At 67.5% G+C, this 23,143-nt stretch carries 19 protein-coding genes; 9 read left to right on the forward strand and 10 right to left on the reverse strand.

The genetic code is table 11. The annotated features are described in order from the left end of the window. Positions 1-60: 60 nt before the first annotated feature. The 4 genes from AC5Y4F_RS10340 to AC5Y4F_RS10355 form a co-directional block, all read right to left on the reverse strand. Positions 61-1,446 carry an NAD(P)/FAD-dependent oxidoreductase gene (locus tag AC5Y4F_RS10340; RefSeq protein WP_067938048.1) on the reverse strand — a complete coding sequence of 462 codons (1,386 nt, stop codon included), beginning with the start codon at positions 1,444-1,446 and terminating at the stop codon, positions 61-63. Between the two features lie 185 nt (positions 1,447-1,631). Further along, entirely contained in the window at positions 1,632-2,012 is a 381-nt protein-coding gene (locus AC5Y4F_RS10345) for a DUF4189 domain-containing protein (RefSeq protein ID WP_499996521.1), read from the reverse strand. 114 nt (positions 2,013-2,126) lie between these two features. Continuing rightward, positions 2,127-3,044: an LLM class F420-dependent oxidoreductase gene (locus tag AC5Y4F_RS10350; protein WP_499996522.1), complete on the reverse strand. Its 918-nt coding sequence runs from the start codon at positions 3,042-3,044 to the stop codon at positions 2,127-2,129. A 52-nt stretch (positions 3,045-3,096) separates the two neighbouring features. Continuing rightward, positions 3,097-3,774, reverse strand: a complete 678-nt coding sequence (locus AC5Y4F_RS10355; protein ID WP_067938042.1) for an SDR family oxidoreductase — start codon at positions 3,772-3,774, stop codon at positions 3,097-3,099. Positions 3,775-3,953: 179 nt separating this feature from the next. Between AC5Y4F_RS10355 and modA the strand changes: the two genes are divergently transcribed. From modA to AC5Y4F_RS10385, 6 genes are all read left to right on the forward strand, one after another. Beyond that, on the forward strand, positions 3,954-4,730 hold the full coding sequence (modA, locus tag AC5Y4F_RS10360) for a molybdate ABC transporter substrate-binding protein (RefSeq protein ID WP_499996524.1): 777 nt from the start codon (positions 3,954-3,956) through the stop codon (positions 4,728-4,730). An 8-nt stretch (positions 4,731-4,738) separates the two neighbouring features. Then, positions 4,739-5,533 (forward strand): ABC transporter permease, encoded by a 795-nt coding sequence (locus AC5Y4F_RS10365; protein ID WP_499996528.1) that lies wholly within the window; start codon positions 4,739-4,741, stop codon positions 5,531-5,533. 2 nt (positions 5,534-5,535) lie between these two features. Next, the gene (locus tag AC5Y4F_RS10370; protein WP_499996530.1) at positions 5,536-6,639 is read left to right on the forward strand and encodes a sulfate/molybdate ABC transporter ATP-binding protein; all 1,104 of its coding nucleotides are present in this window, start codon (positions 5,536-5,538) and stop codon (positions 6,637-6,639) included. 134 nt (positions 6,640-6,773) lie between these two features. Further along, positions 6,774-7,913, forward strand: coding sequence for an alanine and proline-rich secreted protein Apa (locus tag AC5Y4F_RS10375; RefSeq protein WP_499996532.1), 1,140 nt, complete (start codon positions 6,774-6,776; stop codon positions 7,911-7,913). 137 nt (positions 7,914-8,050) lie between these two features. After that, entirely contained in the window at positions 8,051-8,350 is a 300-nt protein-coding gene (locus AC5Y4F_RS10380) for a GlsB/YeaQ/YmgE family stress response membrane protein (protein WP_067938032.1), read from the forward strand. A gap of 47 nt (positions 8,351-8,397) precedes the next feature. After that, positions 8,398-9,423 (forward strand): zinc-binding alcohol dehydrogenase family protein, encoded by a 1,026-nt coding sequence (locus AC5Y4F_RS10385; protein WP_067938030.1) that lies wholly within the window; start codon positions 8,398-8,400, stop codon positions 9,421-9,423. Between the two features lie 6 nt (positions 9,424-9,429). On the opposite strand, the gene AC5Y4F_RS10390 is transcribed toward AC5Y4F_RS10385, so the two are convergent. From AC5Y4F_RS10390 to AC5Y4F_RS10405, 4 genes are all read right to left on the reverse strand, one after another. Then, complete coding sequence (locus AC5Y4F_RS10390) at positions 9,430-10,191, reverse strand: CPBP family intramembrane glutamic endopeptidase (RefSeq protein ID WP_067938028.1); 762 nt, start codon at positions 10,189-10,191, stop codon at positions 9,430-9,432. A gap of 145 nt (positions 10,192-10,336) precedes the next feature. Then, the gene (locus tag AC5Y4F_RS10395; protein ID WP_499996536.1) at positions 10,337-12,751 is read right to left on the reverse strand and encodes a phosphoketolase family protein; all 2,415 of its coding nucleotides are present in this window, start codon (positions 12,749-12,751) and stop codon (positions 10,337-10,339) included. Between the two features lie 44 nt (positions 12,752-12,795). Continuing rightward, positions 12,796-13,656, reverse strand: a complete 861-nt coding sequence (locus tag AC5Y4F_RS10400) for an SDR family oxidoreductase (protein ID WP_067938024.1) — start codon at positions 13,654-13,656, stop codon at positions 12,796-12,798. A gap of 126 nt (positions 13,657-13,782) precedes the next feature. Continuing rightward, the gene (locus AC5Y4F_RS10405) at positions 13,783-14,700 is read right to left on the reverse strand and encodes an undecaprenyl-diphosphate phosphatase (RefSeq protein WP_067938022.1); all 918 of its coding nucleotides are present in this window, start codon (positions 14,698-14,700) and stop codon (positions 13,783-13,785) included. Positions 14,701-14,913: 213 nt separating this feature from the next. Between AC5Y4F_RS10405 and AC5Y4F_RS10410 the strand changes: the two genes are divergently transcribed. The 3 genes from AC5Y4F_RS10410 to AC5Y4F_RS10420 all read left to right on the forward strand — a co-directional run bounded on the left by AC5Y4F_RS10410 (position 14,914) and on the right by AC5Y4F_RS10420 (position 21,137). After that, on the forward strand, positions 14,914-17,322 hold the full coding sequence (locus tag AC5Y4F_RS10410; protein ID WP_067938020.1) for a CaiB/BaiF CoA-transferase family protein: 2,409 nt from the start codon (positions 14,914-14,916) through the stop codon (positions 17,320-17,322). A 91-nt stretch (positions 17,323-17,413) separates the two neighbouring features. Next, the gene (locus AC5Y4F_RS10415; protein ID WP_067938019.1) at positions 17,414-18,898 is read left to right on the forward strand and encodes an acetyl-CoA acetyltransferase; all 1,485 of its coding nucleotides are present in this window, start codon (positions 17,414-17,416) and stop codon (positions 18,896-18,898) included. Between the two features lie 112 nt (positions 18,899-19,010). Next, positions 19,011-21,137, forward strand: a complete 2,127-nt coding sequence (locus AC5Y4F_RS10420) for an NAD-dependent epimerase/dehydratase family protein (RefSeq protein WP_499996538.1) — start codon at positions 19,011-19,013, stop codon at positions 21,135-21,137. Here AC5Y4F_RS10420 and AC5Y4F_RS10425 read toward each other — a convergent pair. Then, entirely contained in the window at positions 21,130-22,368 is a 1,239-nt protein-coding gene (locus AC5Y4F_RS10425; protein ID WP_067938015.1) for an NAD(P)/FAD-dependent oxidoreductase, read from the reverse strand. The genes AC5Y4F_RS10420 and AC5Y4F_RS10425 overlap by 8 nt on opposite strands. A gap of 46 nt (positions 22,369-22,414) precedes the next feature. Next, entirely contained in the window at positions 22,415-23,140 is a 726-nt protein-coding gene (locus tag AC5Y4F_RS10430; protein WP_067938012.1) for a DUF72 domain-containing protein, read from the reverse strand. Positions 23,141-23,143 lie beyond the last annotated feature (3 nt).

Consider the following 23,143-nt stretch of genomic DNA (forward strand, 5'->3'; position numbering starts at 1 on the left):
CAGCGCACCGATGGAATGCCCTGCCGGGCAATCACATTCGAGTATGGCTACAGCGATCGGCTAGCTCGCCCGGCGGGCCGCCGGCCGTTTCGTCTCGGCGGCGAGCACGGCCAGCTGTTCGAGCCGGGTCCGGGCGAACGCCTGTTGCTCGGTGATGGTGAGTTGGCCGCGCCGGGTGCTCAGGAACGTCACCGTCCAGGACAGCAGCGTGCTGATCTTGGTCTTGAACCCGACCAGGTAGACCAGGTGCAGCACCAGCCACGCGAACCAGGCGAATAGGCCGCTGAACTCGACCGGACCGATCTTGGCGACTGCCGAGAACCGCGACACCGTTGCCATGGAGCCCTTGTCGAAGTACTGGAACGGCTCCCGCTCGGCCGGGTCGGCACCGCCGAGTTCTGCCTTGATGGTGCTCGCGACGTACTTGGCGCCCTGAATGGCGCCCTGCGCCACTCCCGGCACGCCGTCGACGGCGGCTAGGTCACCGATCACGAATACGTTCGGGTAGCCGGGGACCGACAGGTCGGGCAGCACTTTGACGCGGCCGGCCCGGTCCAGTTCGACGGACGACTGATCGGCAAGGTCGCGACCCAGTGGGCTGGCTGACACGCCGGCCGACCAGACCTTGCAGGCCGACTCGATGCGCCGGACAGTGCCATCAGAATCCTTGACAGTGATGCCGTTGCGGTCGACGTCGGTCACCATCGCACCCAGCTGGATCTCCACGCCCATCTTCTCCAGCCGGGCCGCCGCACGCTGGCCCAGCTTTTCGCCGAACGGTGGCAGCACGGCAGGCGCGGCGTCGAGCAGGATCACCCGGGCCCTCGTCGAGTCGATGTGCCGGAATGAGCCCTTCAGCGTGTACGACGCCAATTCGGCTATCTGCCCGGCCATTTCGACGCCGGTTGGGCCCGCCCCGATCACGGTGAACGTCAGTAGCTTGGCACGTCGTTCCGGGTCGCGAGACCGCTCGGCCTGTTCGAACGCGCTCAGGATCCGGCCGCGAACCTCGAGTGCGTCGTCGATCGACTTCATACCAGGTGCGAACTCGGCGAAATGGTCGTTGCCGAAATACGACTGGCCGGCGCCGGCGGCGATGATCAGGCTGTCGTATGGAGTGTCGTAGGTGTGCCCAAGCAAGTCGGACACCACGAACTTGCCTTCCAGATCGATGTGCGTGACGTCGCCGAGCAGCACCTGAACGTTGCGCTGGCGGCGTAGGACGACACGGGTGGGCGGTGCGATATCGCCTTCGGACACAATGCCCGTCGCCACCTGGTACAGCAGCGGCTGGAACAGGTGATGGGTGGTGCGGGCGATCAATTTGATGTCGACGTCGGCGTGCTTGAGTTTCTTTGCTGCGTTCAGTCCGCCGAAGCCGGAGCCGATGATGACGACCTGGTGACGGCGCTCCGGTCCAGCTGGGGTACCTGGCTGGGGGCTCATGTTTCCGCTGCTCCTGACGGGGGCTCCTGGACGCGCGACTGCTGTTAGCCACTACGCTAGTGAGGCGGATACCCCGAGACCTAACTGATACGCATGTGTTGTTTGCAACACTAACGGTGTATCGAGGTGAAGCACCTGGTGGGCGCCGCGATTGTGGCGCAGATATCAGACCATCGAGGTCGTCGTCACTGACTGGATCCTTCTGCCACGCAGTGGTCGTGGCCTTCCTGAATCGTTCCGCCCGGGGCGCGCCCCAGCGCCGCCGCCTCTGCCTCTTCCCGTGTCGGGCCCCAGCCCCCGAAGTACCTGGATCTGGCCGCGTTCAAGACCAGGGCCATGCACCCACCCTGGCCGCTGGCCAGCAGGCGACAGTCGCTGATGGTCTTGCGGCAGGTCTCCATCACCGCCTTCTCCGCCGCGCCCTGGCTCGATGCCCCATCGGCGATGTCGATGTGGCCGGTGGAGTCCGATATCGCCATGGCGATCCAGTTGTTGTCGGCCAACGCGGTGGGACTCGGAACGAGCGCCACGCCGACCGCGATCGCCACCAGGGCTCGATACTTCATGGCGGTCCCAGCCCTCTGCTTCTGCGCCGCGCCACCGTGGCGCAGGATAACGCCGCTACACGAGAAGTATTACCGCGGCATGGCCGATTCGCGACTCGACACAACCGGCACGGTCTACAGGCCTACGAGCGGACGCAGCGCCGCACCGGTCGCCTCGATGACGCCGGGCGTGTAAAAGGGCAGATTGATGATCACGCCGTCGACGCCGGCGTCGATCACCTTGGTCTTGATCTGATCGGCGACCGAATCCGGCGTGCCGACCACCATCCGCTGCGTCATCTCAGCGGGAATCTGGTCGACGTTGGCGTTTTCGTCGATCAGCACCGTAATCAGCGTGCTGGTTTCCAGGGTGGCGGGGTCGCGGTCCACCTCCTCGCAGGACCGGCGCACCGCGTCCAGCTTGCGTGGCAACTCATCGAATCCCGCGATCACGTTGAGGTGGTCGAAATGCCGCGCGGCAAGCGGGATTGTCTTCTTCTCCCCGCTGCCGCCGATCATCAGCGGAACGTGGTCCCGGAAGCGGGGATTGGCGAACGCCTCGCTGGTTCGATACCACTTGCCCGAGAAGGTGGCCCGCTCGCCTCTGAGCATAGGCAGGATGATCTCCAGGGCCTCGTCGAGCCGGTTGAATCTGTCGGTGAAGGTGCCGAATTCGAAGCCGAGCTGATCGTGCTCGAGCTGAAACCATCCGGTACCGATTCCCAGGATCGCCCGACCCTGGCTCACCACATCCAGCGTTGTGATGGTCTTCGCGAGCAGACTCGGGTTCCGATACGAGTTGCCGGTCACCAGGGTGCCCAGCTGCACCCGCTCGGTAGCGGTGGCCAATGCCCCCAGGGCGGTGTAGGCCTCCAGCATCGGCTGATCGGGAGATCCCAACATTGGCAGTTGGTAGAAGTGATCCATCACGAAAACCGAATCGAATCCGGCGGAGTCGGCTTCGCGGGCTTGGGCGATGACGGTGGGGAAGAGTTGCTCGACCCCGGTGCCGTAGGAGAAGTTGGGGATCTGCAGACCGAGTCGAATAGCCACGAGAATTACCGTAGCGACCGGTCCCGTCCCGCAGAAGGGTGCGCGCTACGCCTCAGGCGAAACGAGCCAGCGCGCCGTGGCTCACGTGCAAGGTCTGGCCGGTGATGTGGCGAGCCGCCGACGTGGTCAAGAACAACGCCAACCGGGCGGCCTCGGCGGCCACGGTCGCAGGCGTGCGGGAGAGTCCGTCGTAGCCGGCCTCGGCGCTGCGTCCACTCGCGACGACGTTGACCGTGATTCCGCGGGTCCCGAAAATGCCTGCCTGGCCCGCGGTCCAGTTCGAAAGCGTCGCCTTGATGGCGGCGTCGGCGCTTCCGGCGGGCGGGTTCTCGGGCACCAGGCTGATGATGGAGCCCCCCGAGCGCAGGTGGTCACCCACGGCCTGCACGGTCAACACTGCCGAAAGCACCGTCGTCTCAAGGGCGTTGCGCCAGGCATTGGCCGTATCGGCGATCGAATAGGTGCGCGGGTCGCCGGCCTCCCAGGTGGGTGCCGGCACGTTGACGATGGTGTCCAGGTGATGCGGGAACAGGGGACGGGCCTCTTCGAGGCTGGCCGGGTCGGTGGTGTCGCAGACGATCGCATCGACCTCGAGCTCCTTGGCGGCGATCTCCAGTTCGCTCTTGCGCGCGCCCACCAAGGTCACTTTGTGGCCCTCATCGCGGAAACCCTCGGCTACCGTGCGCCCCAGGTCCGTGTCTCCGCCGGTAACCAGCACCTCCACTGCCATGACCTCCTCGTGTTCACACGTTATGGCATCGGTCCCAGATATGTTACTGGACAGTAGCTAGTCGGCGAAACTTACAGGCACGCGACGCGCGGATCATTTGCGTAACTATTTGGCCGCTACTTTCTTGCGGCGATTCCACCAGCGAGCGCACCGCATTATCGGCGGGCTAGGGTTCTTCCATGCGTCGGATCGCGATCCTGGCCGCTGTGGTTTCGACGGTGCTGGCGGCGGGACTGATCGGGTGTAGTCCGAAATCGCCCTCGTCGCAGACCTCCCTGGTATCCGGCACGGTCATGGTATTCGCCGCGGCGTCGCTCAAGCCGGCGTTCACCCAGATCAGCGAGCAATTCAAGAATCAAAATCCGGGCATCGGCGTCGACTTCGAATTCGCCGGTTCCTCCGACTTGGCCACTCAGTTGACGCAGGGAGCTATTGCCGACGTGTTCGCCTCGGCCGACACCGCCCAGATGGACAAGGTCAGTAAGGCCAGCTTGCTGAACGGCAACCCCACGAACTTCGCATCGAACACCTTGGTCATTGTCACCGCGCCGGGCAACCCGAAGAGAATCAATTCCTTCGCCGATCTGGCGAAACCAGGCCTCAGCGTGGTCATCTGCCAGCAACCGGTGCCGTGCGGGGCGGCGACCCAGCGCCTCGAAGACAGCACCCGGGTCCATCTCGACCCGGTCAGTGAGGAACCCAGCGTGACGGATGCCCTCAACAAGGTCACCAGCCGCCAGGCCGACGCCGCGCTGGTCTACGTCACCGACGCCAAGTCCGCCGGCAATAACGTCGCGACCGTGAACTTCCCGGAATCCGTCAGCGCCGTGAACGTCTATCCCATCGCGGTCCTGAACAAGGCGCCGCTGGCCGAGCAAGCGCACAAGTTCGTCGACCTGGTGACCGCACCGGCCGGGCAGCAGATCCTGGCCCAGGCCGGCTTCGCGAAGCCCTGAGGCCACGGGTGCACCGGCCGTCGGATCCGCCCCGCTGGGTCTATGTCCCCGCGGCGGTGGGGGCCGTCTTCGTGGTGCTGCCGTTGCTGGCCATCGCGGTCAAGGTCGACTGGCCGCATTTCTGGTCGCTGATCACCAGCTCTTCGTCGAGGACCGCGTTATCGCTGAGCCTGAAGACCGCCGCCGCCAGCACGGTGCTGTGCGTGGCGCTGGGGGTGCCGATGGCGCTGGTGCTGGCCCGCAGCACGGTGCGCCTGACCCGGCTGCTTCGGCCGCTGATTCTGCTGCCCCTGGTGTTGCCGCCGGTGGTGGGCGGAATCGCGCTGCTGTACGCGTTCGGTCGGCTCGGTGTGCTCGGGCAATACCTGGAAGCCGCCGGTGTCAGCATCGCGTTCAGCACCACCGCCGTGGTGCTCGCCCAGACCTTCGTCTCGTTGCCGTTCCTGGTGATCTCTTTGGAGGGGGCCGCGCGCACTGCGGGCGCCGATTTCGAGGTGGTGGCAGCCACGCTGGGGGCGCGGCCGAGCGTCGTCTGGTGGCGCGTCACGCTGCCCCTGCTGTTGCCGGGCCTGCTGTCCGGCGCGGTGCTGGCCTTCGCCCGCTCGCTGGGCGAATTCGGCGCGACGCTGACGTTCGCCGGATCTCGACAGGGGGTGACCCGCACGCTGCCGCTGGAGATCTACCTGCAACGTGTGACCGACGCCAATGCCGCGGTGGCACTGTCGATCCTGCTGGTGGTGGCGGCCGCCCTGGTGGTGTTGGGCCTGGGCAGCCGCCGACTGACCGGAGCCGTAACGGGGTGACGATGAGCGAGTTGCAGCTGCGCGCGGTCGTCGCGGACCGCGACGTGGACGTGGAGTTCTGCGTGGCGGCGGGCGAGGTGCTCGCCGTGCTCGGACCCAATGGCGCGGGCAAATCGACCTTGCTGCACGTCATCGCGGGGCTGCTTCGTCCCGATGACGCGGTGGTGCGGCTGGGGGACCGGGCCCTGACGGACACCGCTGCCGGAATCGACGTGGCGACACACGATCGGCGGGTCGGGCTGCTGCTGCAAGACCCGTTGCTGTTCCCGCACATGAGCGTCGCCGCCAATGTCGCCTTCGGGCCGCACAGCCGGCGCGCGAGGTCACGCCCGGCTCGCGCCGCTCGCAGGGCGACGGCGCTGCGCTGGCTCCGAGAGGTGGATGCCGAACGCTTCGCCGACCGGAAACCGCGACAGCTGTCCGGCGGACAGGCCCAGCGGGTCGCGATCGCCCGGGCGCTGGCCGCCGAACCCGACGTGTTGCTGCTCGATGAACCGCTGGCCGGCCTCGACGTCGCCGCGGCCGCCGCGATCCGGGCGCTGTTGCGCAACGTCATCACCCGCATCGGGTGTGCGGCGATCCTGGTCACCCATGACCTGCTGGACGTGTTTACCCTGGCCGATCGCGTCCTGGTGCTGGAGTCCGGCAAGATCGCCGAAATCGGCCCGGTCCCGGAGGTTCTCAGCACGCCGCGCAGTCATTTCGCGGCCCGCATCGCCGGCATCAACCTGGTGAATGGAACCGTCGACCGTGACGGCTCGCTGCGCGGGGACGCCGGCGACCGCTGGTATGCCGCCGCTGCAGAGAACGGGGAACCGTTCTCGCCGCAGCAGCGGGCGATCGCGGTGTTCCCGCCGACGGCCGTGGCCGTCTATCGCGATCGCCCGCAAGGGAGCCCCCGCAACACCGTTGAGATCATCGTGGCCGAGATGGATGTCCGCGGGCCGGAGGTGTGGGTGCGTGGCGCCCAGCAAGCCGACGGTGCGCCCGGCCTCGCCGCGGAGATCACGGTCGACGCCGCTTCGGAGCTGCAACTGGTGCCCGGGGACCGAGTGTGGTTCTCGGTCAAGGCCCATGAGGTGTCACTGCATCCCACTGCGCGCTGAGACGTTCGGCGCACAGCGTCAGGAACCTGGTGGGATCGCATATGGGATTGCACATCGGCAACATCGGTAAATCCGCATAGCATTTGCCGCAATACATCCTTGCGTCACAGCGGTAACACGGTAGGTTCGTCGCCATGGAACAGGTGGATCCGACTTCGACCCGTCGCAAAGGACTGTGGACGACGCTGGCGATCACCACGGTGACCGGTGCCAGTGCGGTCGCCATCGCGTTGCCGGCGACTTCCAGCGCCGATCCCGAGGTGCCGACGCCAGTGCCGCCGAGCACGGCCGCGGCCCCGCCGGGCGCGCCGGCGACCAACGCACCGCCGGCCGGCCAGGCGCCGAATGGGCAACCGGCGCCAGGCGATCCCAACGCGGTCCCGCCGCCACCGCTCAATCCCAACGGGGCACCGCCGCCGCCCGCCGACCCGAATGCACCACCGCCACCGCCCGTTGACCCGAACGCCGGGCGGATCACCAACGCGGTCGGGGGATTTAGTTACGTCCTGCCCGGCGGCTGGGTGGAGTCGGACGCGTCGCACCTCGACTACGGCTCAGCGCTGCTGAGCAAAGTCACCGGCCCCCCGCCTGCGCCAGACCAGCCACCGGCGGTCGCCAATGACACTCGCATCGTGATGGGCCGCCTGGACCAAAAGCTCTACGCCAGCGCGGAAGCCAACAATGCCAAGGCCGCGGTGCGGCTGGGGTCGGACATGGGCGAGTTCTTCATGCCCTATCCGGGCACCCGGATCAACCAGGACGCCACCCCGCTCAACGGAAGCAATGGGAGCACCGGCAGCGCGTCGTACTACGAAGTCAAGTTCAGCGATGCGTCCAAGCCAAATGGACAGATCTGGACGGGCGTCATCGGTTCGGCTAACGGCGGGACCGCGCAACGCTGGTTCGTGGTGTGGCTCGGAACCTCGAACGACCCGGTAGACAGGGGCGCGGCGAAGGCGCTGACCGAGTCGATTCAGGCGTGGACACCGCCTGCAGGCGGTCCGGGAGGCCCCGCGGGACCGGGAACACCCGCGGCACCGGCACCCGGCACACCCGCGGCACCCGGGGCACCCGCACCGGGAGCACCCCCGGCACCGGGAGCGCCCGCACCACCTGCGGCACCCGCAGCCCCGGCGCCCGGAGCACCCCCGGCACCGGGAGCGCCCGCGGCACCGGCGGCGCCGGGAGCGCCCGCGCCGGTTCCCGGTGGCGCGCCGGCCTCCGAGGTCAGCCCGACCCCCACACCGACACCGCAGCAGACCCTTTCGGCCTGATAGCGCGGTCCGGCCGACCCGAAACCGGGTGGCCAAAAGTCTCCAATTCGGCACCCATTTCGTGACCCAGACCGGGTATACCGAAATAACCGCCCAGCAAACAGCCGGGCTTTGCCAGCGATTGCAAGGAGACTTTCATGACGGCCTTGGCAGCTACCGAATTTCTTGCCCGCTCCAGCACTTTGACCAGCGTCGGCTGGATCGGTTACATCATCATCGGCGGGCTCGCGGGAGCGCTTGCCAGCAGGATCATCAGGGGCAGCGGAGCCGGCATCGTGATGGACATCGTTATCGGCATCGTGGGCGCCCTGATCGGTGGCTTCATCCTGAGCTTCTTCGTCAACACCGCTGGCGGCGGCATCATCTTCACGTTCTTCACGGCGCTGCTCGGCGCCCTGCTCCTGCTCTGGGTTGTCGGCATGGTGCGCAAGACGTAATCGGGATAACCCGTTGCGGCCGTGGTGGTTAGCGGCATGATGGATTGATGGTTCCGCCGAACACCACGGCCATGCGCGCCTGGCGCGTGCGCCGGCCGGGGCCGATGAACACCGGCCCGCTGGAGCAGGTCACTACCGAGGTGCCACGCCCCGGACCGTCCGAACTACTGGTGGCCGTGCGCGCGTGCGGGGTCTGCCGCACCGACCTGCACGTCACCGAAGGCGACCTGCCCGTGCACCGCGACCGGGTCACCCCCGGCCATGAAGTGGTCGGTGAGGTCATCGAAGTGGGTCCCGAGGCCGGTGGCGAATTCCGGGTCGGGGACCGGGTGGGCATCGCCTGGCTGCGCCACACCTGCGGCGTGTGCAAATACTGCCGTCGTGGCGACGAGAACCTCTGCCCCGAATCCCGTTACACCGGCTGGGACGCCGACGGCGGCTATGCCGAATTCACCACTGTCCCAGCCGCTTTCGCGCACCCACTACCGAGCGGCTACAGCGACACCGAGTTGGCGCCGTTGTTGTGCGCGGGCATCATCGGCTATCGCTCGCTGCTGCGTGCCCAGCTGCCGCCCGGCGGGCGGCTGGGCCTCTACGGCTTCGGTGGCAGCGCCCACATCACCGCGCAGGTCGCGCTGGCGCAAGGCGCCGAGGTGCACGTGATGACCCGCGGATCCCGGGCGCAACAACTGGCATCGAAGCTCGGGGCGGCGTCGGCACAAGGAGCCGCGGATCCGCCGCCGGTGCCGCTGGATGCCGCGATCTTGTTTGCTCCGGTGGGTGATCTGGTGCTGCCCGCAATGGAAGCGCTGGATCGCGGCGGCACCCTGGCGATTGCCGGGATCCACCTATCCGACATCCCGGCCCTGAATTACCAGCGTCACCTGTTCCAGGAACGCCAGGTCCGATCGGTCACGTCTAATACGCGGGCGGATGCGCGGGCCTTCCTCGACTTCGCGGGAAATCACCACATCGAAGTGACGACGCCGGAATACCCACTCGGACAAGCGGATCGGGCGCTGGCGGATCTGAGCGCCGGCCGTATCGCCGGTGCGGCGGTCCTGCTGGTCTGATCGGCGTCAGGTGGACAGGTGCCACACCAGCGCGGCGGCCAGTGCGCCGAGCCCGTTCAACGACCAGTGCAAAGCGATGGGCGCGATCAGGCTGCCGCTGCGTCGGCGCAGCCAGCTGAAGACGAACCCAGCGGCCCCGGTCGCCAGCACCGCCCCGGTCACCCCGACCATCATGCCCACCAGCCCGCCGCCGAACAGCCGGGTGAAACCCACGTTGCTGCTGGTCAGCCCGAACGACGTCGCGACGTGCCACAGCCCGAACAACAGCGAACCCGCCAGTGCGACGCCGCGAAATCCCCAGGCCCGGTTGAGCGCGCCGTGCAGAACGCCCCGAAAAGCCAGTTCCTCGGGAATCACGGTCTGCAGTGGGATGACGACCATCGAGGCGATCATCGCCCCGGAGATCGTTGCGTAGCGGTTGTTCATGAACATGGGCCGCGTCGCGGGCAGCAGCACTCCCAGTGCGATCACCGACGCCACGAGAGCCACGGCGGCCAGCGCGTAACCGACGCCAGGCTTCCAGTGCTCGCGCCCCAAGCCGAGGTCCGCCCAGCCCAATCCCCGCCAGCGCATCAAGATGACCAACCCGACCGCGGCGGCCGGGACGGTGGCGATGCTCGCCCACGGGGTGGTGAAGTGCGCGATCAGGTTGGTCAACACGAGCACTACGACGACGACGGCGATGTCGAGGTGGATCCGAAACCGGTGCAGCGTCAAAGGCTGGGACACCGCGGGGTGAATGTCAACCGTCCCGGTGGCGTCACGCATCCGACCAGTTTAGCGGCGCCGGACGGGGCCGACAGTTCGCCGAGATTGCCATCATGGTCGCGATCGGCCCCGAAGAACAACCGTCACGGCAATCTCGGCGTCATATCACTCAGCCGTCCAGGTCCGATGGGTCGTCTCGCTCCCATCACTCACTGCGTTCGTTCTGCTCGCTCGACTCCCAGGTCCAGCCGGCGATCCGCGGGTCGTCCTCGCCGTGCTCGCGGGTGTACATCCGAGCAGCGAGGCGGGCATCGACCATGCGCTGACGCAGCATGGCGGCGCGACTGGTCAGCCCATCCACCCGGTCGATGACGTCCATGACCAGGTGGAAGCGGTCCAAATCGTTGAGCATCACCATGTCAAAGGGGGTAGTCGTGGTGCCGCGTTCCTTGAACCCGCGCACATGCAGGTGGGCGTGGTTGGTGCGGCTGTAGGTGAGCCGGTGAATCAGCCAGGGATAGCCGTGGTAGGCGAAGATGACCGGCTTGTCGCGGGTGAACAGCGCGTCGAACTCGCGGTCCGGCAAGCCGTGCGGGTGCTCGGAAGCGGGCTGCAGCCGCATCAAATCGACCACGTTGATCACCCGGACGCCCAGCTCGGGCAGTTCGGAGCGCAGGATATCGGCGGCGGCCAGCGTTTCCAAGGTCGGGATGTCGCCGGCGCAAGCCAGCACCACGTCGGGTTCGTCGGTGGCCGTACTCGCCCAGGGCCAGATGCCCAGGCCGCGGGTGCAGTGAGCGATGGCGTCGTCGATGCCGAGGTAAGCCAGCGCGGGCTGCTTGCCGGCGACGATGACGTTGATGTAATCGCGGCTCCGCAGGCAGTGATCGGCCACCGATAGCAGCGTGTTGCCGTCCGGCGGCAGGTAGACCCGCGTCAGCTCCGGCCTCTTGTTGGCGACGAGGTCGATGAAGCCCGGGTCCTGGTGGGAGGCGCCGTTGTGATCCTGGCGCCAGACGTGCGAGCTCAGCAGGTAGTTGAGCGACGCGATCGGGCGACGCCACGGCAATTCCCGGCTGGTGGCGAGCCATTTCGCGTGCTGGTTCAGCATCGAGTCGACGATGTGCACGAACGCCTCGTAGCAGTTGAACAGCCCGTGCCGCCCGGTAAGCAGGTAGCCCTCCAGCCAGCCCTGGCACAGGTGCTCGGAGAGCACCTCCATCACGCGGCCGTCCGGGGCCAGGTGCTCGTCGTCGGGCTCGACCTCTGAGAGCCACACCTTGTCGGTCGATCCGTAGACGGCGTCGAGCCGATTGGAGGCCGTCTCGTCGGGCCCCATCAGCCGGAAGTGATCCCGGTTGCGGGCGATCACGTCGCGCAGGAACGCCCCGAGCACTCGGGTGGCTTCGTGCGTGGCGGCCGCCGGCCGGTCGACGGCCACGGCGTAATCGCGGAAGTCCGGCAGGTCCAGATCGTGCAGCAACAGCCCGCCGTTGGCGTGCGGGTTGGCGCTCATCCGGCGATCGCCGGTGGGTGCCAGCGCCCGCAATTCGTCACGTAGCCTGCCGTTTTCGTCGAAAAGCTGATCGGGCGCATAGCTGCGCAGCCATTCCTCGAGCTGGGCGCGGTGCTCGGGGTTGTCGTGCGTCTGGGACAGCGGCACCTGATGCGAACGCCAGGTGCCCTCGACCTTCTTGCCGTCCACCACTTTGGGCCCGGTCCAGCCTTTGGGCGTGCGCAGCACGATCATCGGCCACACCGGTCGTTCGACCGGACCGCCGCCACGGGCCGCCGACTGGATCGCCGCGATGTCGTCGAAGGCGTCGTCGAGTGCGGCGGCCAATTGCTGGTGCACGTCGGCCGGGTCCTGTTCCTGCTGCGCGGCGACGGTGATCGGCCGGTAGCCGTAACCGCGCAGCAGCGATTCCAACTCGTCGTGCGGGATGCGGGCGAGCACCGTCGGGTTGGCGATCTTGTAGCCGTTGAGCGCCAGAATGGGCAGCACGGCGCCGTCGGTCACCGGGTTGAGGAACTTGTTGGAATGCCAGCTGGCGGCCAGCGGCCCGGTTTCGGCCTCGCCGTCACCGACGACACAGGCCACCACCAGGTACGGATTATCCAGGGCCGCGCCGTAGGCGTGCACCAGCGCGTAGCCGAGCTCGCCGCCCTCGTGGATGGATCCCGGCGTCTGGGCCGCCACGTGACTGGGGATGCCGCCGGGAAAGGAGAACTGCCGGAACAGCTTGCGCAGCCCTTCGGTGTCCTCCTCGATGCCGGTGTACACCTCGCTGTAAGTGCCTTCCAGGTATGCATTGGCGACCAGCCCGGGCCCGCCGTGACCCGGCCCGGTCACGTAGATGACGTCAGCGTCGCGGTTGCGGATGATCCGGTTGAGGTGCGCATAGACGAGGTTGAGCCCGGGCGTGGTGCCCCAATGCCCCAGCAACCGCGGTTTGATGTGGTCGGTCGACAACGGCTCGTGCAACAGCGGGTTGTCCAGCAGGTAGATCTGCCCGACCGACAAATAATTGGCCGCGCGCCAGTACTTGTCGATGAGGGCTAGTTCGTCGTCCGAGAGCGGAGATCGTGAGGGCGCGGGGGTTCGGCTTACTAGGCTCACCCGGCTGATTGTCCGCGCCTTCGGTGAACAATGCTCGTGCGAGATTATTCTTCGCCGCGGGCGCGGGCCTCGTAAGCCTGCCGCTTCGCGACGTCGACATCGTCGGTGAAGACGTGGTCACCGCCGAGCATCCGGTTGAGCCCCTCGGCGATTCGGCGCGGCCAAAACCTCTGGGACACGACCATTGCGCCGGCCGCTTTGGTGATCCGCACCCGGGGCTTGGGGCGGGCCACCAGGTTGACGATCGCGTCGGCTATCTCGACGGGCTCGGCGTTGCGGAATCCCTTCATGCCAGGAGTCCCGGCGACCAACTCGGTGTTGACGAACGTCGGCAACACCACAGAGAACTTGACGCCAGCCGACCGGTACTCCAGCCGCGCCGAGTCGGTGAACGCGACCACGGCGTGCTTGCTGGCGCAGTAGGTTGCCAGGCCGACGATATAGAGCTCACCGGCCAGCGAGGCGACGTTGATGACGTGCCCCTTGCCGCGCGGGACCATGCGCTGGGCCGCCAGCTTGCTGCCCAGGATCACGCCATAGACGTTGATATCCAAAATCCGTCGGGTGACCGCGTCCGGCTCGTCGATGATCCTGCCGACGGGCATGATGCCGGCGTTGTTGACCAAGACGTCGATCGGGCCGAGCCGGCGTTCGACCTCGTCCAGGAAGTCGGAGAACGATTGCGGATCGGTGACATCGAGCTTCCCGTAGACGTCGAGGCCCAGGTCGGCGCCCGATTCCTTCACCCGCATCTCGTCGATATCGCCGATGGCGACCTTGGCACCCAGGTTGTGCAATGCGGTCGCGGTGGCCAGCCCGATGCCCCGGGCGCCACCGGTGATCACGACGACCTTGCCTTGAAGCCGGCCGCTACCCTTCAGGCCACTCGAAGCCGTGTCTGCCATGCCGGTCCCCTCCAGATTCTTGACGGGTGTCAACTAGACAATTGGGTAAGCACAGCACTCGAAGTCAGCACGCGCAACAATCCCCGTTGCCGCGACAGGGATGGCCGCGCGCCCGGCCCCGACGATTCAGCTCACGGCAAACCAGACCAGGCTGCCGCCGCCGGCCAGGGCGCAGTAGATCGCGAACGGCGTCAGTGTCCGGGTCTCGAAATAGCGCGTCAGGAAGCGCACGGCCAGGTAGGCGCAGACGAACGAGGCGATACTGCCGGCCAGCACCTGGCCCCCGATTCCGGCACCGAGCGGTCCGAAGAGTTCCGGGATCTTGTACACGCCCGCGGCCAGAATGATCGGTGTCGCAAGCAAGAAGGAGAAGCGGGCGGCGTCTTCGTGCGACAGCCCCCGCCACAGGCCGGCCACGATGGTGATCCCCGAGCGGCTGATGCCGGGCAGCAGCGCGAGGATTTGCGCCGCCCCGATCACCACGCCGCGGGGCAAGGGGAGTTGCGCGAGCCGATGGTCGGAGGCCTCGTCGCCGTGCTCGAGTTCCTCGCCGGCCACCGCGAGCTCATCCGGCGTGGGCGCGATGCGCCTACGAAGCACTTCGCCGACATAAAGCGCGATGCCGTTGAGCAACAGGAAGGCCGCCGCGGGGACGGGCTTGCCCAGCGTGGTGCGGAACAGCTGCTCGAGCGCCAGCCCGGCCAGACCCACCGGGACGGTGCCCGCCACGATCAGCCATGCCAGCCGTTCGTCGGGCGTCTCGATCCGCCGGTGGCGCAACGATGTGAAGAACCCCGTCAGGATGCGCATCCAGTCACGCCAGAAGAACACCAGCAGCGCGGCGGCGGTGGCCACATGCAGGCCGACGATGAACGCGAGGTAGGGCGATTTGGGGGCGGACACGCTGAGGTCCTGGGCCCATCGCCCGCCGACCAGCGCCGGCACCAGCACCGCGTGCCCCAGGCTGGAGACGGGAAACAACTCGGTGACGCCTTGAAACGCGCCGACCACGACGGCCTCGACGTAGCTCAGGTGCGCGGTCATAGTGATGCCTCCATGAGACGACGGGTGGGGCCTGGCGGGTCGGCCTGTGACGATAGCCGACGCCGCGCCGCGGTGGACGTTCGACTGAACGTTGCGCCACGGCCGATGGCGCATCTATCGAATCAGCTTGCCCACCTGGCACTTTGGCTCTCGGCGTGGTCGCTGGACGACGGGAAAGGTCGTCGCGCTGCGGCCTGACCAGGCAGGTACGGTGTGCAGATGGCCGACGGGTTGCTTGATGGCGTGCGCGTCCTCGACTTGTCGAGCGACGTCGCGGACGCGGTCTCGCGGCTGTTCGCCGACCTGGGCGCCGACGTCCTCAAGGTGGAGCCGCCGGGCGGTTGCCTGGCACGGGACGCGCTGCCCACCCTGCGTGGAGCCAGCATTCCCTTCGCCGTGCACAACGCCAACAAGCGCAGTGCGGTGCTCGATCCGTTCGATGACGAGGACTGCGCCCGCTTTCTGGACCTGGCCGCCCAGGCCGACATCGTCGTGGACACCGGCGCCGACGAGCGCGGGGCCATGTTCGGGACTTCGGGCGAGGAACTGGCGGCCCGCTACCCGCACCTGGTGGTGCTGTCGATCACCGACTTCGGCGCGACGGGTTCGCGGTCGTCATGGCGTGCCACCGATCCCGTGTTGTACGCGATGTGTGGGGCGCTGTCGCGGTCCGGCCCCACCCTCGGCACCCCGGTGTTGCCGCCGGACGGCATCGCGTCGGCGACCGCCGCCGTTCAGGCGGCGTGGGCAGCACTCGCGGCATACTACAATCGATTACGCTGTGGCACAGGCGATTACATCGACTTCTCCCGCTTGGATGCTGTCGTCATGGCCCTCGACCCGGCGTTCGGTGCGCACGGGCAGGCCGCCGCCGGCGTCCGCCGCAGTGGGCGGTGGCGGGGCCGACCGAAGAACCAGGACGCGTACCCGATCTATCCCTGCCAGGACGGTTATGTCCGGCTGTGTGTGATGGCACCGCGCCAATGGCGTGGCCTGCGGCGCTGGCTGGGGGAGCCGGCGGAGTTTCAGGATCCGAAATACGACGTGATCGGGGCGCGCTTCGCGGCCTGGCCGCAAATCAGCCAACTGATTGAAAAGTTGTTCGCCGGACAGACCATGAAGGACTTGGTAGCCGCCGGCCAGGCGAACGGGGTGCCCATCGCCGCGGTACTGACGCCCGCACGGATTTTGGGGTCCGAACACTTCGAGGCGGTGGGCGCCATCACCGACGCCGAACTCGTGCCCGGCTCGCGCATCCGTGTGCCGACCGGATATTTCGTCGTCGACGGCCGGCGTGCGGGCCTTCGCACGCCGGTGCCGGCCGCCGGACACGACGAACCGTGTTGGCGCGGCAGCCCGGCGGTGGTGCCGTCGTCGTCGGGCCGGCTCGGCGACTATCCCTTCGCCGGGCTGCGGATTCTGGATCTGGGCATCATCGTGGCCGGTGGCGAGCTGAGCCGCTTGTTCGGCGACCTGGGTGCCGACGTCATCAAAGTCGAAAGCGTCGATTATCCGGACGGATTGCGCCAGGCCCGGATCGGCGACGCCATGAGCGAATCGTTCGCCTGGACGCACCGCAACAACCGGGGATTGGGACTGGATCTGCGCAGCGCCGAGGGCAAGAAGATCTTCGGCCGCCTGGTGGCCGAGGCCGACGCGGTGTTCGCCAATTTCAAGCCGGGAACGCTTACGGCACTGGGCTTTTCCTTCGATGAGCTGCGCGCCATCAACCCGCGGATCGTGCTCGCTGAAAGCAGCGCGTTCGGCGATACCGGGCCGTGGAGCGCGCGGTTGGGCTATGGACCGCTGGTCCGCGCCAGCACCGGCGTCACCGGGCTCTGGACGTCCGACGGCACCCAGGACCAGGCGAACACGGGCAGACATGAGTTCTACGACGCGACGACCGTCTTTCCCGACCATGTGGTGGGGCGGGTCACGGCGATCGGGGCGCTGGCGGCACTGATCCACCGCGACCGGGCCGGCAGGGGGGCCCACGTGCACGTTTCGCAGGCCGAAGTCGTGGTCAACCAGCTCGATACGCTCTATGTCACCGAGGCGGCGTTGGCCGCAGGCGTCGCTCAGATCCGCGAGGACACCAGCCTGCATGCGGTCTACCCCTGTGCGGGAGACGACGAGTGGTGCGTCATCTCGATTCGATCGGACGATGAATGGCGCCGCGCCACTTTGGTTTTCGACCATGCCGAGTGGGCCGACGATCCGCGATTCGCCACCGGCCAAGCGCGGATGTCCCATCGCGGCGAGCTGGTGGAGCTGGTCTCCGGCTGGACCCGCACGCGCACGCCTCTGCGGGCGGCAGAACTGCTGCAGTCGGCCGGCGTCCCGGCCGGGCCCATGAACCGTCCGCCGGACGTGCTCGAGGATCCGCAGCTGATCGCGCGAAACGTCTACAGCCCCATGGTGCATCCGCTGATCGAAAATCCGTTGCCGGCCGAGACCGGCCCGGCGCCGTTTCGCCACATCCCGGCGGCCCGGAAGGCCCCCGCACCGCTGCCCGGCCAGGACACAGTGGAGATTTGCCGAAGCCTGCTGGGAATGCACCCCGAAGATATCCAGCGGCTGATCGACGACGGAGTCCTGTCCGTCCCGGCGGACATCGCCTAGCGGTCGACGCACAACCTCACCTGCCCGGGCGCCACGCACGGGCGAGGCCCGCCGCGACGGCCAGATTCATAGCCACGCTAAATTCGTTCCCATGAGTGTCGACCCCAGGACCCCGGTGTTGATCGGCTACGGCCAGGTCAACCATCGCGACGAGATCGACCCGCAAACCCGCTCGGTCGAGCCGATGGACCTGATGGTTGGCGCTGCACGGCAAGCTGCCGATGCCGCTGTGATCGAAGCCGTGGATTCCATCCGCATCGTCAACATCCTGTCGGCTCAGTACCGCGACCCGGGCTTGTTGCTCGGTCAGCGGATCGGCGCCTCCGACTTCACCACGCTCTACAGCCCCGTGGGCGGCAACGTGCCGCAGTCGCTGGTCAACGAGGCCTGCCTGGACATCCAGCGGGCCCGCGCCAACGTGGTGCTGCTGGCCGGCGCCGAAACCTGGCGGACCAGGCGGGGCCTGCGGGCCAAGGGCGGCAAGCTGGTCTGGACCGAACAGGACCACTCGGTCCCGATGGCCAAGGTCAGCGGTGACGACGTCCCGATGGCCGGCGACGCCGAAATCAGGATCTCTCTCGATCGGCCTGCCTACGTCTACCCGATGTTCGAGGAGGCGCTTCGGATCGCGAACGGCGAGTCGATCGACGATCACCTCAGGCGCATCGCGGCGCTGTGGGCACGGTTCAACGCCGTGGCGGTGGCCAACCCGAACGCCTGGATCCGCAAACCGTCGGGAGCCGACGAGATCAGTCAGGTGAGCCCACAGAACCGGATGATCAGTTGGCCCTACACCAAGCTGATGAACTCCAACAACATGGTCGACCAGGGTGCGGCGCTGGTCCTGACCTCGGTCGGGGAGGCGACGCGGCTGAAGATCCCCGCCGAGCGGTGGGTGTTCCCGCACGCTGGCACCGACGCCCACGACACGCCGTCCATCGCCGAGCGCCATGAATTGCACCGCTCGCCGGCGATCCGCATCGCCGGCCAGCGCGTGCTGGAACTCGCCAGTTTGGGAATCGACGACATCGACTACGTCGACCTGTACTCCTGCTTCCCCTCCGCGGTACAGGTGGCGGCGTCCGAGCTCGGCCTGAGCCTCGACGATCCCGCCCGCCCGCTGACGGTCACCGGTGGGCTGACGTTCGCGGGCGGGCCGTGGAGCAACTACGTGATGCATTCGATCGCCACCATGGCGGAGTTGCTGGTGGCCAATCCGGGTCGACGCGGCCTGATCACCGCAAACGGCGGGTACCTGACGAAACACAGCTTCGGGGTCTACAGCACCGAGCCGCCTGCCGAATTCCGTTGGGACGACGCGCAAGTGGCTGTCGACCGGGAGCCCACGACCGACGCGGTCGTGGAGTGGGAAGGTGTCGGCACCGTCGAAGCCTGGACGACGCCATTCGACCGCGGCGGCGAGCCCGAGAAGGCTTTTTTGGCCGTGCGTACCCCCGGCGGATCGCGGGCGCTGGCCGTGATCACCGATCGCGCCACGGCGCAGGCGTCGGTGCGCGAAGATATCGGTGGCGCCAAGGTTGCCGTCGCCGCGGACGGCAGCGCGGCGCTGCGATAGCCGGGCCGGACACATCACGCAAGGTCGCCGAACCGTTACCGGACCGACGGTCGCGTAGCCCATGCCCGCGTGCCTATTGTTGAGGACTGAGGGTTGGGGGAGGTGAGCCCAGGTGCACATCCTGGTTACCGACGCCACCGGCGCACTCGGGCGGCTGGTCGCCGGGCAGCTGATCGCTGCCGGCCACACCGTTACCGGCATTGCTGAGCTTCCCCATCCGTGCCTGGACCGCAACGTCGACTTTGTTTGCGCGTCGCTGAGCGACCGGGTCCTGAGTGAGCTGACCGACGAAGCCGATGCGGTGATCCACCTGGCGCCCATCGACCCCTCCGCCCCCGGCAGCGCGGACATGGACGGCCTCGCGCGGGTGACCGACGCGGCCGCCCGCGCCGGTTCCCGGCTGCTGTTCGTGTCCCAGGCCGCGGGCCGGGCCGACCTGTACCGGCCGGCCGAAGACCTGGTGGTCTCGAGCTGGGGCCCAACCGTGGTCGTCCGGATCGCACCACCGGTCGGTCGCCAGCTCGACTGGATGGTGTGCCGTACCGTCGCCACCCTGGTTCACGCCAAAGCCTCGGCTCAGCCCGTCCGTGTGCTGCACCTCGACGATCTGATGCGCTTTGTGGTTCTGGCGTTGAACACCGACCGCACCGGCGTGGTTGACCTCGCCAGCCCGGACACCGTCAATCTCATCACCGCGTGGCGCATGTTGCGGGCGACCGACCCGCGGTCCCGGCTGCATCGGGTGCGCAGCTGGCCGCAATTGATCCCGGAACTGAATGTGTCGGCGGCACAAGAGGATTGGTCATTCGATTTCGGCTGGCAGGCAGTCGACGCGGTCGCCGACACCGCACGCGGACTCGTCGGCCGCCGACTCGACACCGCGGGCGCGATCAACCACGGCGGACGGCTCGCGCTCCCGGTGGAGGTGCTGCCGCACCATCGACGGCCGGCTGTCGACACGCACAGCGCGGCACCGGAAGGCATCGAGGGCGAATTCGACGACCAGATCGATCCTCGGTTTCCCATCTTCAGCGGCTCCGCCCTCAATGAGGCGCTTCCCGGACCGCTGACGCCGATAACGCTGGACGTGCAATTGAGTGGGCTGCGCGCCGCGAGCCGGGTGTTGGGTCACGTGCTCGCGTTGGGGGGTGCGGTCGACGAGGAATGGGGCACCAGGGCCATTGCGGTGTTCGGTCACCGCGCCTATGTCGGGGTGTCGGTCAACCTGGTCGCCGCGTCTCAGCTGCCCGGTTGGGACCAGGAGGCCGTCGCCCGCGACGCTCTGGTCGGCCGGCCCCATGTCGGGGATCCGCTGCCGTTCGGCGAGCCGGCCCTGGCGGGCGGAGCTCTCGGCTCGGTCGCCAAGGCGGTTGCCGCGGGACGGTCGTTGGCTGCGCTGCGCCATCTGCGGGCCGACACCCGCGCATACGGCGCCGCCGCCACCGCGGAGCACCTCGACGCCGGCCAACTGGCGATGCTGCCGGAGGCGGCGCTGGAAGTTCGGCTGCGGCTGCTGCGCGACCGCATTCATCAGGGCTGGATCCTGAACGCGCTGTGGTTGATCGATGCCGGCGTCAGCGCCGCAACGCCGGTGCTTAGCCAGGCCCGGCGCGGTGTGCCCGGGATGGGCATGATCACCGACAGCGATCTCGTCGCCACCGAGATCGCCGAGTTGGCGGCCGCGCTGCGTGCCGACCCGCCGTTGTGTGCGCTGGCGAAGGAGGGCAACCTCGCGAGCATTCGCGCGTTGTCGCCGACGACCGCGGCCGCCGTCGATGCCGCCGTCGCGCGCATCGGGCACCGCGGACCGGGGGAGGCCGAACTGGCCAGCACCACATTTGCCGACGACCCGACAATGTTGCTGATCGCCGCGGCTGCCGCCGCCGCACAGCCCGCGCCGCTGCTGTCGCATGACGATCGGTTGGCCGCCAACGCCCGCGGCTCGCGGGAACTGGCCCACGACACCACGATGCGCTTCACACATGAGCTCCGGATGACGTTGCGCGCCTTGGGTTCCCTGCGGGTCGAGGCGGATCTGATCGATGAAGTCGACGATATGTACTACTTGACCTGCAACGAGCTGGTCACGCTGCCCGGCGATGCGCGGCTGCGGATCAAACGCCGACGCACCGAGCGCGAACGCTTACAGGTGCAATACCCACCCGACGTCATCGACGGGACGTGGACCCCCGTGCAGCGCAGCGCTGACGATTCCGACGCCGTGCAAACTGTCAGCTGACGCTGGGCAGGTCGGCCAGCGATGACTGCGTATCGCACAACTTGTCGACGTCGACCGGAGTCTGCGCCCGGATCAGGGCTTTGACGTCGTCCAGCACATCCCAGACATTGACGTTCATCCCGGCTAGCACCCGGTCGTCACGATCGAGCCAGAACGCGACGAATTCGCGCCCGTCGACGTCGCCTCGAAACACCACCCGCTCGAAGCTGGGCGCGTGCCCGACGTATTCCATGCCGAGGTCGTATTGGTCGGTAAAGAAATACGGCAGCTCCGCGTATTCGCCTGGCGTACCCAGCATCCCGGCCACCGCGACTGCGGGCTGCTTGAGCGCGTTGGCCCAGTGCTCGGTGCGGATCCGGGTGCCGAAAAGCGGGTGCTCGGCCGCGGCGATGTCACCAACGGCATAGATGTCGGGGTCGCTGGTGCGCAACGACGCGTCGACCAGTACCCCGCCGTCACCCATGGACAACCCGGCCTGCTCGGCGAGTTCGGTGTTCGGCTTGGCGCCAACGGCCACCAGCACGGCGTCGGCCGCGATGGTCGCCCCGCCGCGGATGCGCAAACCGCTCGCCGCGCCGTCCGTATGGGTGATCTCCTCGACCTGGGTCTCGAGCCGCAGATCCACACCGTGCTGGCGATGCAGAGTGGCGAACACGTCGCCGACGGTTTCGCCTAGTGCGGCCAGCAGTGGTTGCCTGGCCGCCTCGACCACGGTGACGTCGACGCCACGCTGGCGGGCACCGGCGGCCACTTCCAGCCCGATCCACCCGGCCCCCACAACGGCCAGCGACGCCCCTTCGGCCAGAACGGAATTCAACGCCACCGCATCTTCGTAGCTGCGCAGGTAGTGGACGCCGCCGGCGTCCGAACCCGGTATCGGTGGATGTCGCGAGGCGGATCCGGTGGCCAGTAGCAGCTTGTCGTAGCGCACGGTAGCGCCGTCGGCAAGACCCACGGTGTGGCCGGCGGCGTCCAGGGCCGTCACCCGGGCGCTGAGCCGCAGATCGACGTCGTTGTCCCGATACCAGTCGGAGTTGTGCACGGTAAAGTCAGTCAACGACTTCTTGCCGGCCAGGTACTCCTTTGACAGCGGGGGCCGCTCGTAAGGCAGATGCTCCTCGTCGGCGAACACCGTGATATGACCATCGAAGTTGTTATCGCGCAATGCTTCTACGGCTTTAGCAGCCGCGAGTCCGCCGCCGACGATGACGAAGCTGGTCGAGCCGGCCATGATCGGTGCTCCCTTCTTCGAAGGATTCCAGCCTACTCGTGCGCGCTCAGCTCACCAGCTCGCGCAAGGCCAGGGCATTGCGGACCGCGTGGCCACCTAGGTCGTTGTTGAAATACATCCACACATCCCTGCCGTCACTGTCCCACTCGGCGATTCGGCCGGCCCAACGCCGCAAGTCGCTGTCGGAATACGAGCCGGCATAATTGGCTTCCGGATCCGGGCCGTGCATCCGGATGTACACCAGATCGGTGGTCGCCCGGGGGATGCACTCGAGCCCGAGGCCGCTCATCACCACATAGGCCGCGCGTCGGTGTTCCAGTAACTCGAACACGGCAGGGTCGTTCCACGTCGGGTGACGCAATTCGACGGCGACGCGGATCGACTCGGGCATGAGGGACAGGAACGAATCCAGGCGCGCGTCGTCGCGCTGCTGCTGAGGGTGCAATTGCACGAGCAGCACCCCGTGCCGATCACCCAGCAGACGCCAACAGCGTTCGAACCGTTCGATCCACGGCTCGGGTGAGGCCAGCCTGCGGTAGTGCGTCAAGCCGCGATGGGCCTTGACCGACATGGTAAAGCCCTTCGGCAGCTGTTGGCGCCAGCCGGTGAAGGTTGAGTCCTGGGGCCAGCGGTAGAAGCTTCCGTTCAGCTCGACGGTATCGAACACCTCGACGTACCGGGCGAGCCGACGTCCCGACGGCGTCCCGGTGGGATACAGCACGTCAACCCAGTGGTTGTACGACCACCCCGAGGTACCGATGCGTATGGTCACGGG

Source organism: Mycobacterium sp. NGS56, assembly GCF_059812425.1.

What these genes read in the sequence shown, in the direction of transcription:
- AC5Y4F_RS10405 (WP_067938022.1), bottom strand. Translation starts at nt 14,700, where the DNA reads ATGACCGCGCACCTGAGCTACGTCGAGGCCGTCGTGGTCGGCGCGTTT.
- AC5Y4F_RS10370 (WP_499996530.1), top strand. Translation starts at nt 5,536, where the DNA reads ATGAGCGAGTTGCAGCTGCGCGCGGTCGTCGCGGACCGCGACGTGGAC.
- AC5Y4F_RS10355 (WP_067938042.1), bottom strand. Translation starts at nt 3,774, where the DNA reads ATGGCAGTGGAGGTGCTGGTTACCGGCGGAGACACGGACCTGGGGCGC.
- AC5Y4F_RS10375 (WP_499996532.1), top strand. Translation starts at nt 6,774, where the DNA reads ATGGAACAGGTGGATCCGACTTCGACCCGTCGCAAAGGACTGTGGACG.
- AC5Y4F_RS10425 (WP_067938015.1), bottom strand. Translation starts at nt 22,368, where the DNA reads ATGGCCGGCTCGACCAGCTTCGTCATCGTCGGCGGCGGACTCGCGGCT.
- AC5Y4F_RS10385 (WP_067938030.1), top strand. Translation starts at nt 8,398, where the DNA reads ATGGTTCCGCCGAACACCACGGCCATGCGCGCCTGGCGCGTGCGCCGG.
- AC5Y4F_RS10340 (WP_067938048.1), bottom strand. Translation starts at nt 1,446, where the DNA reads ATGAGCCCCCAGCCAGGTACCCCAGCTGGACCGGAGCGCCGTCACCAG.
- AC5Y4F_RS10380 (WP_067938032.1), top strand. Translation starts at nt 8,051, where the DNA reads ATGACGGCCTTGGCAGCTACCGAATTTCTTGCCCGCTCCAGCACTTTG.
- AC5Y4F_RS10390 (WP_067938028.1), bottom strand. Translation starts at nt 10,191, where the DNA reads ATGCGTGACGCCACCGGGACGGTTGACATTCACCCCGCGGTGTCCCAG.
- modA (WP_499996524.1), top strand. Translation starts at nt 3,954, where the DNA reads ATGCGTCGGATCGCGATCCTGGCCGCTGTGGTTTCGACGGTGCTGGCG.
- AC5Y4F_RS10415 (WP_067938019.1), top strand. Translation starts at nt 17,414, where the DNA reads ATGAGTGTCGACCCCAGGACCCCGGTGTTGATCGGCTACGGCCAGGTC.
- AC5Y4F_RS10400 (WP_067938024.1), bottom strand. Translation starts at nt 13,656, where the DNA reads ATGGCAGACACGGCTTCGAGTGGCCTGAAGGGTAGCGGCCGGCTTCAA.
- AC5Y4F_RS10345 (WP_499996521.1), bottom strand. Translation starts at nt 2,012, where the DNA reads ATGAAGTATCGAGCCCTGGTGGCGATCGCGGTCGGCGTGGCGCTCGTT.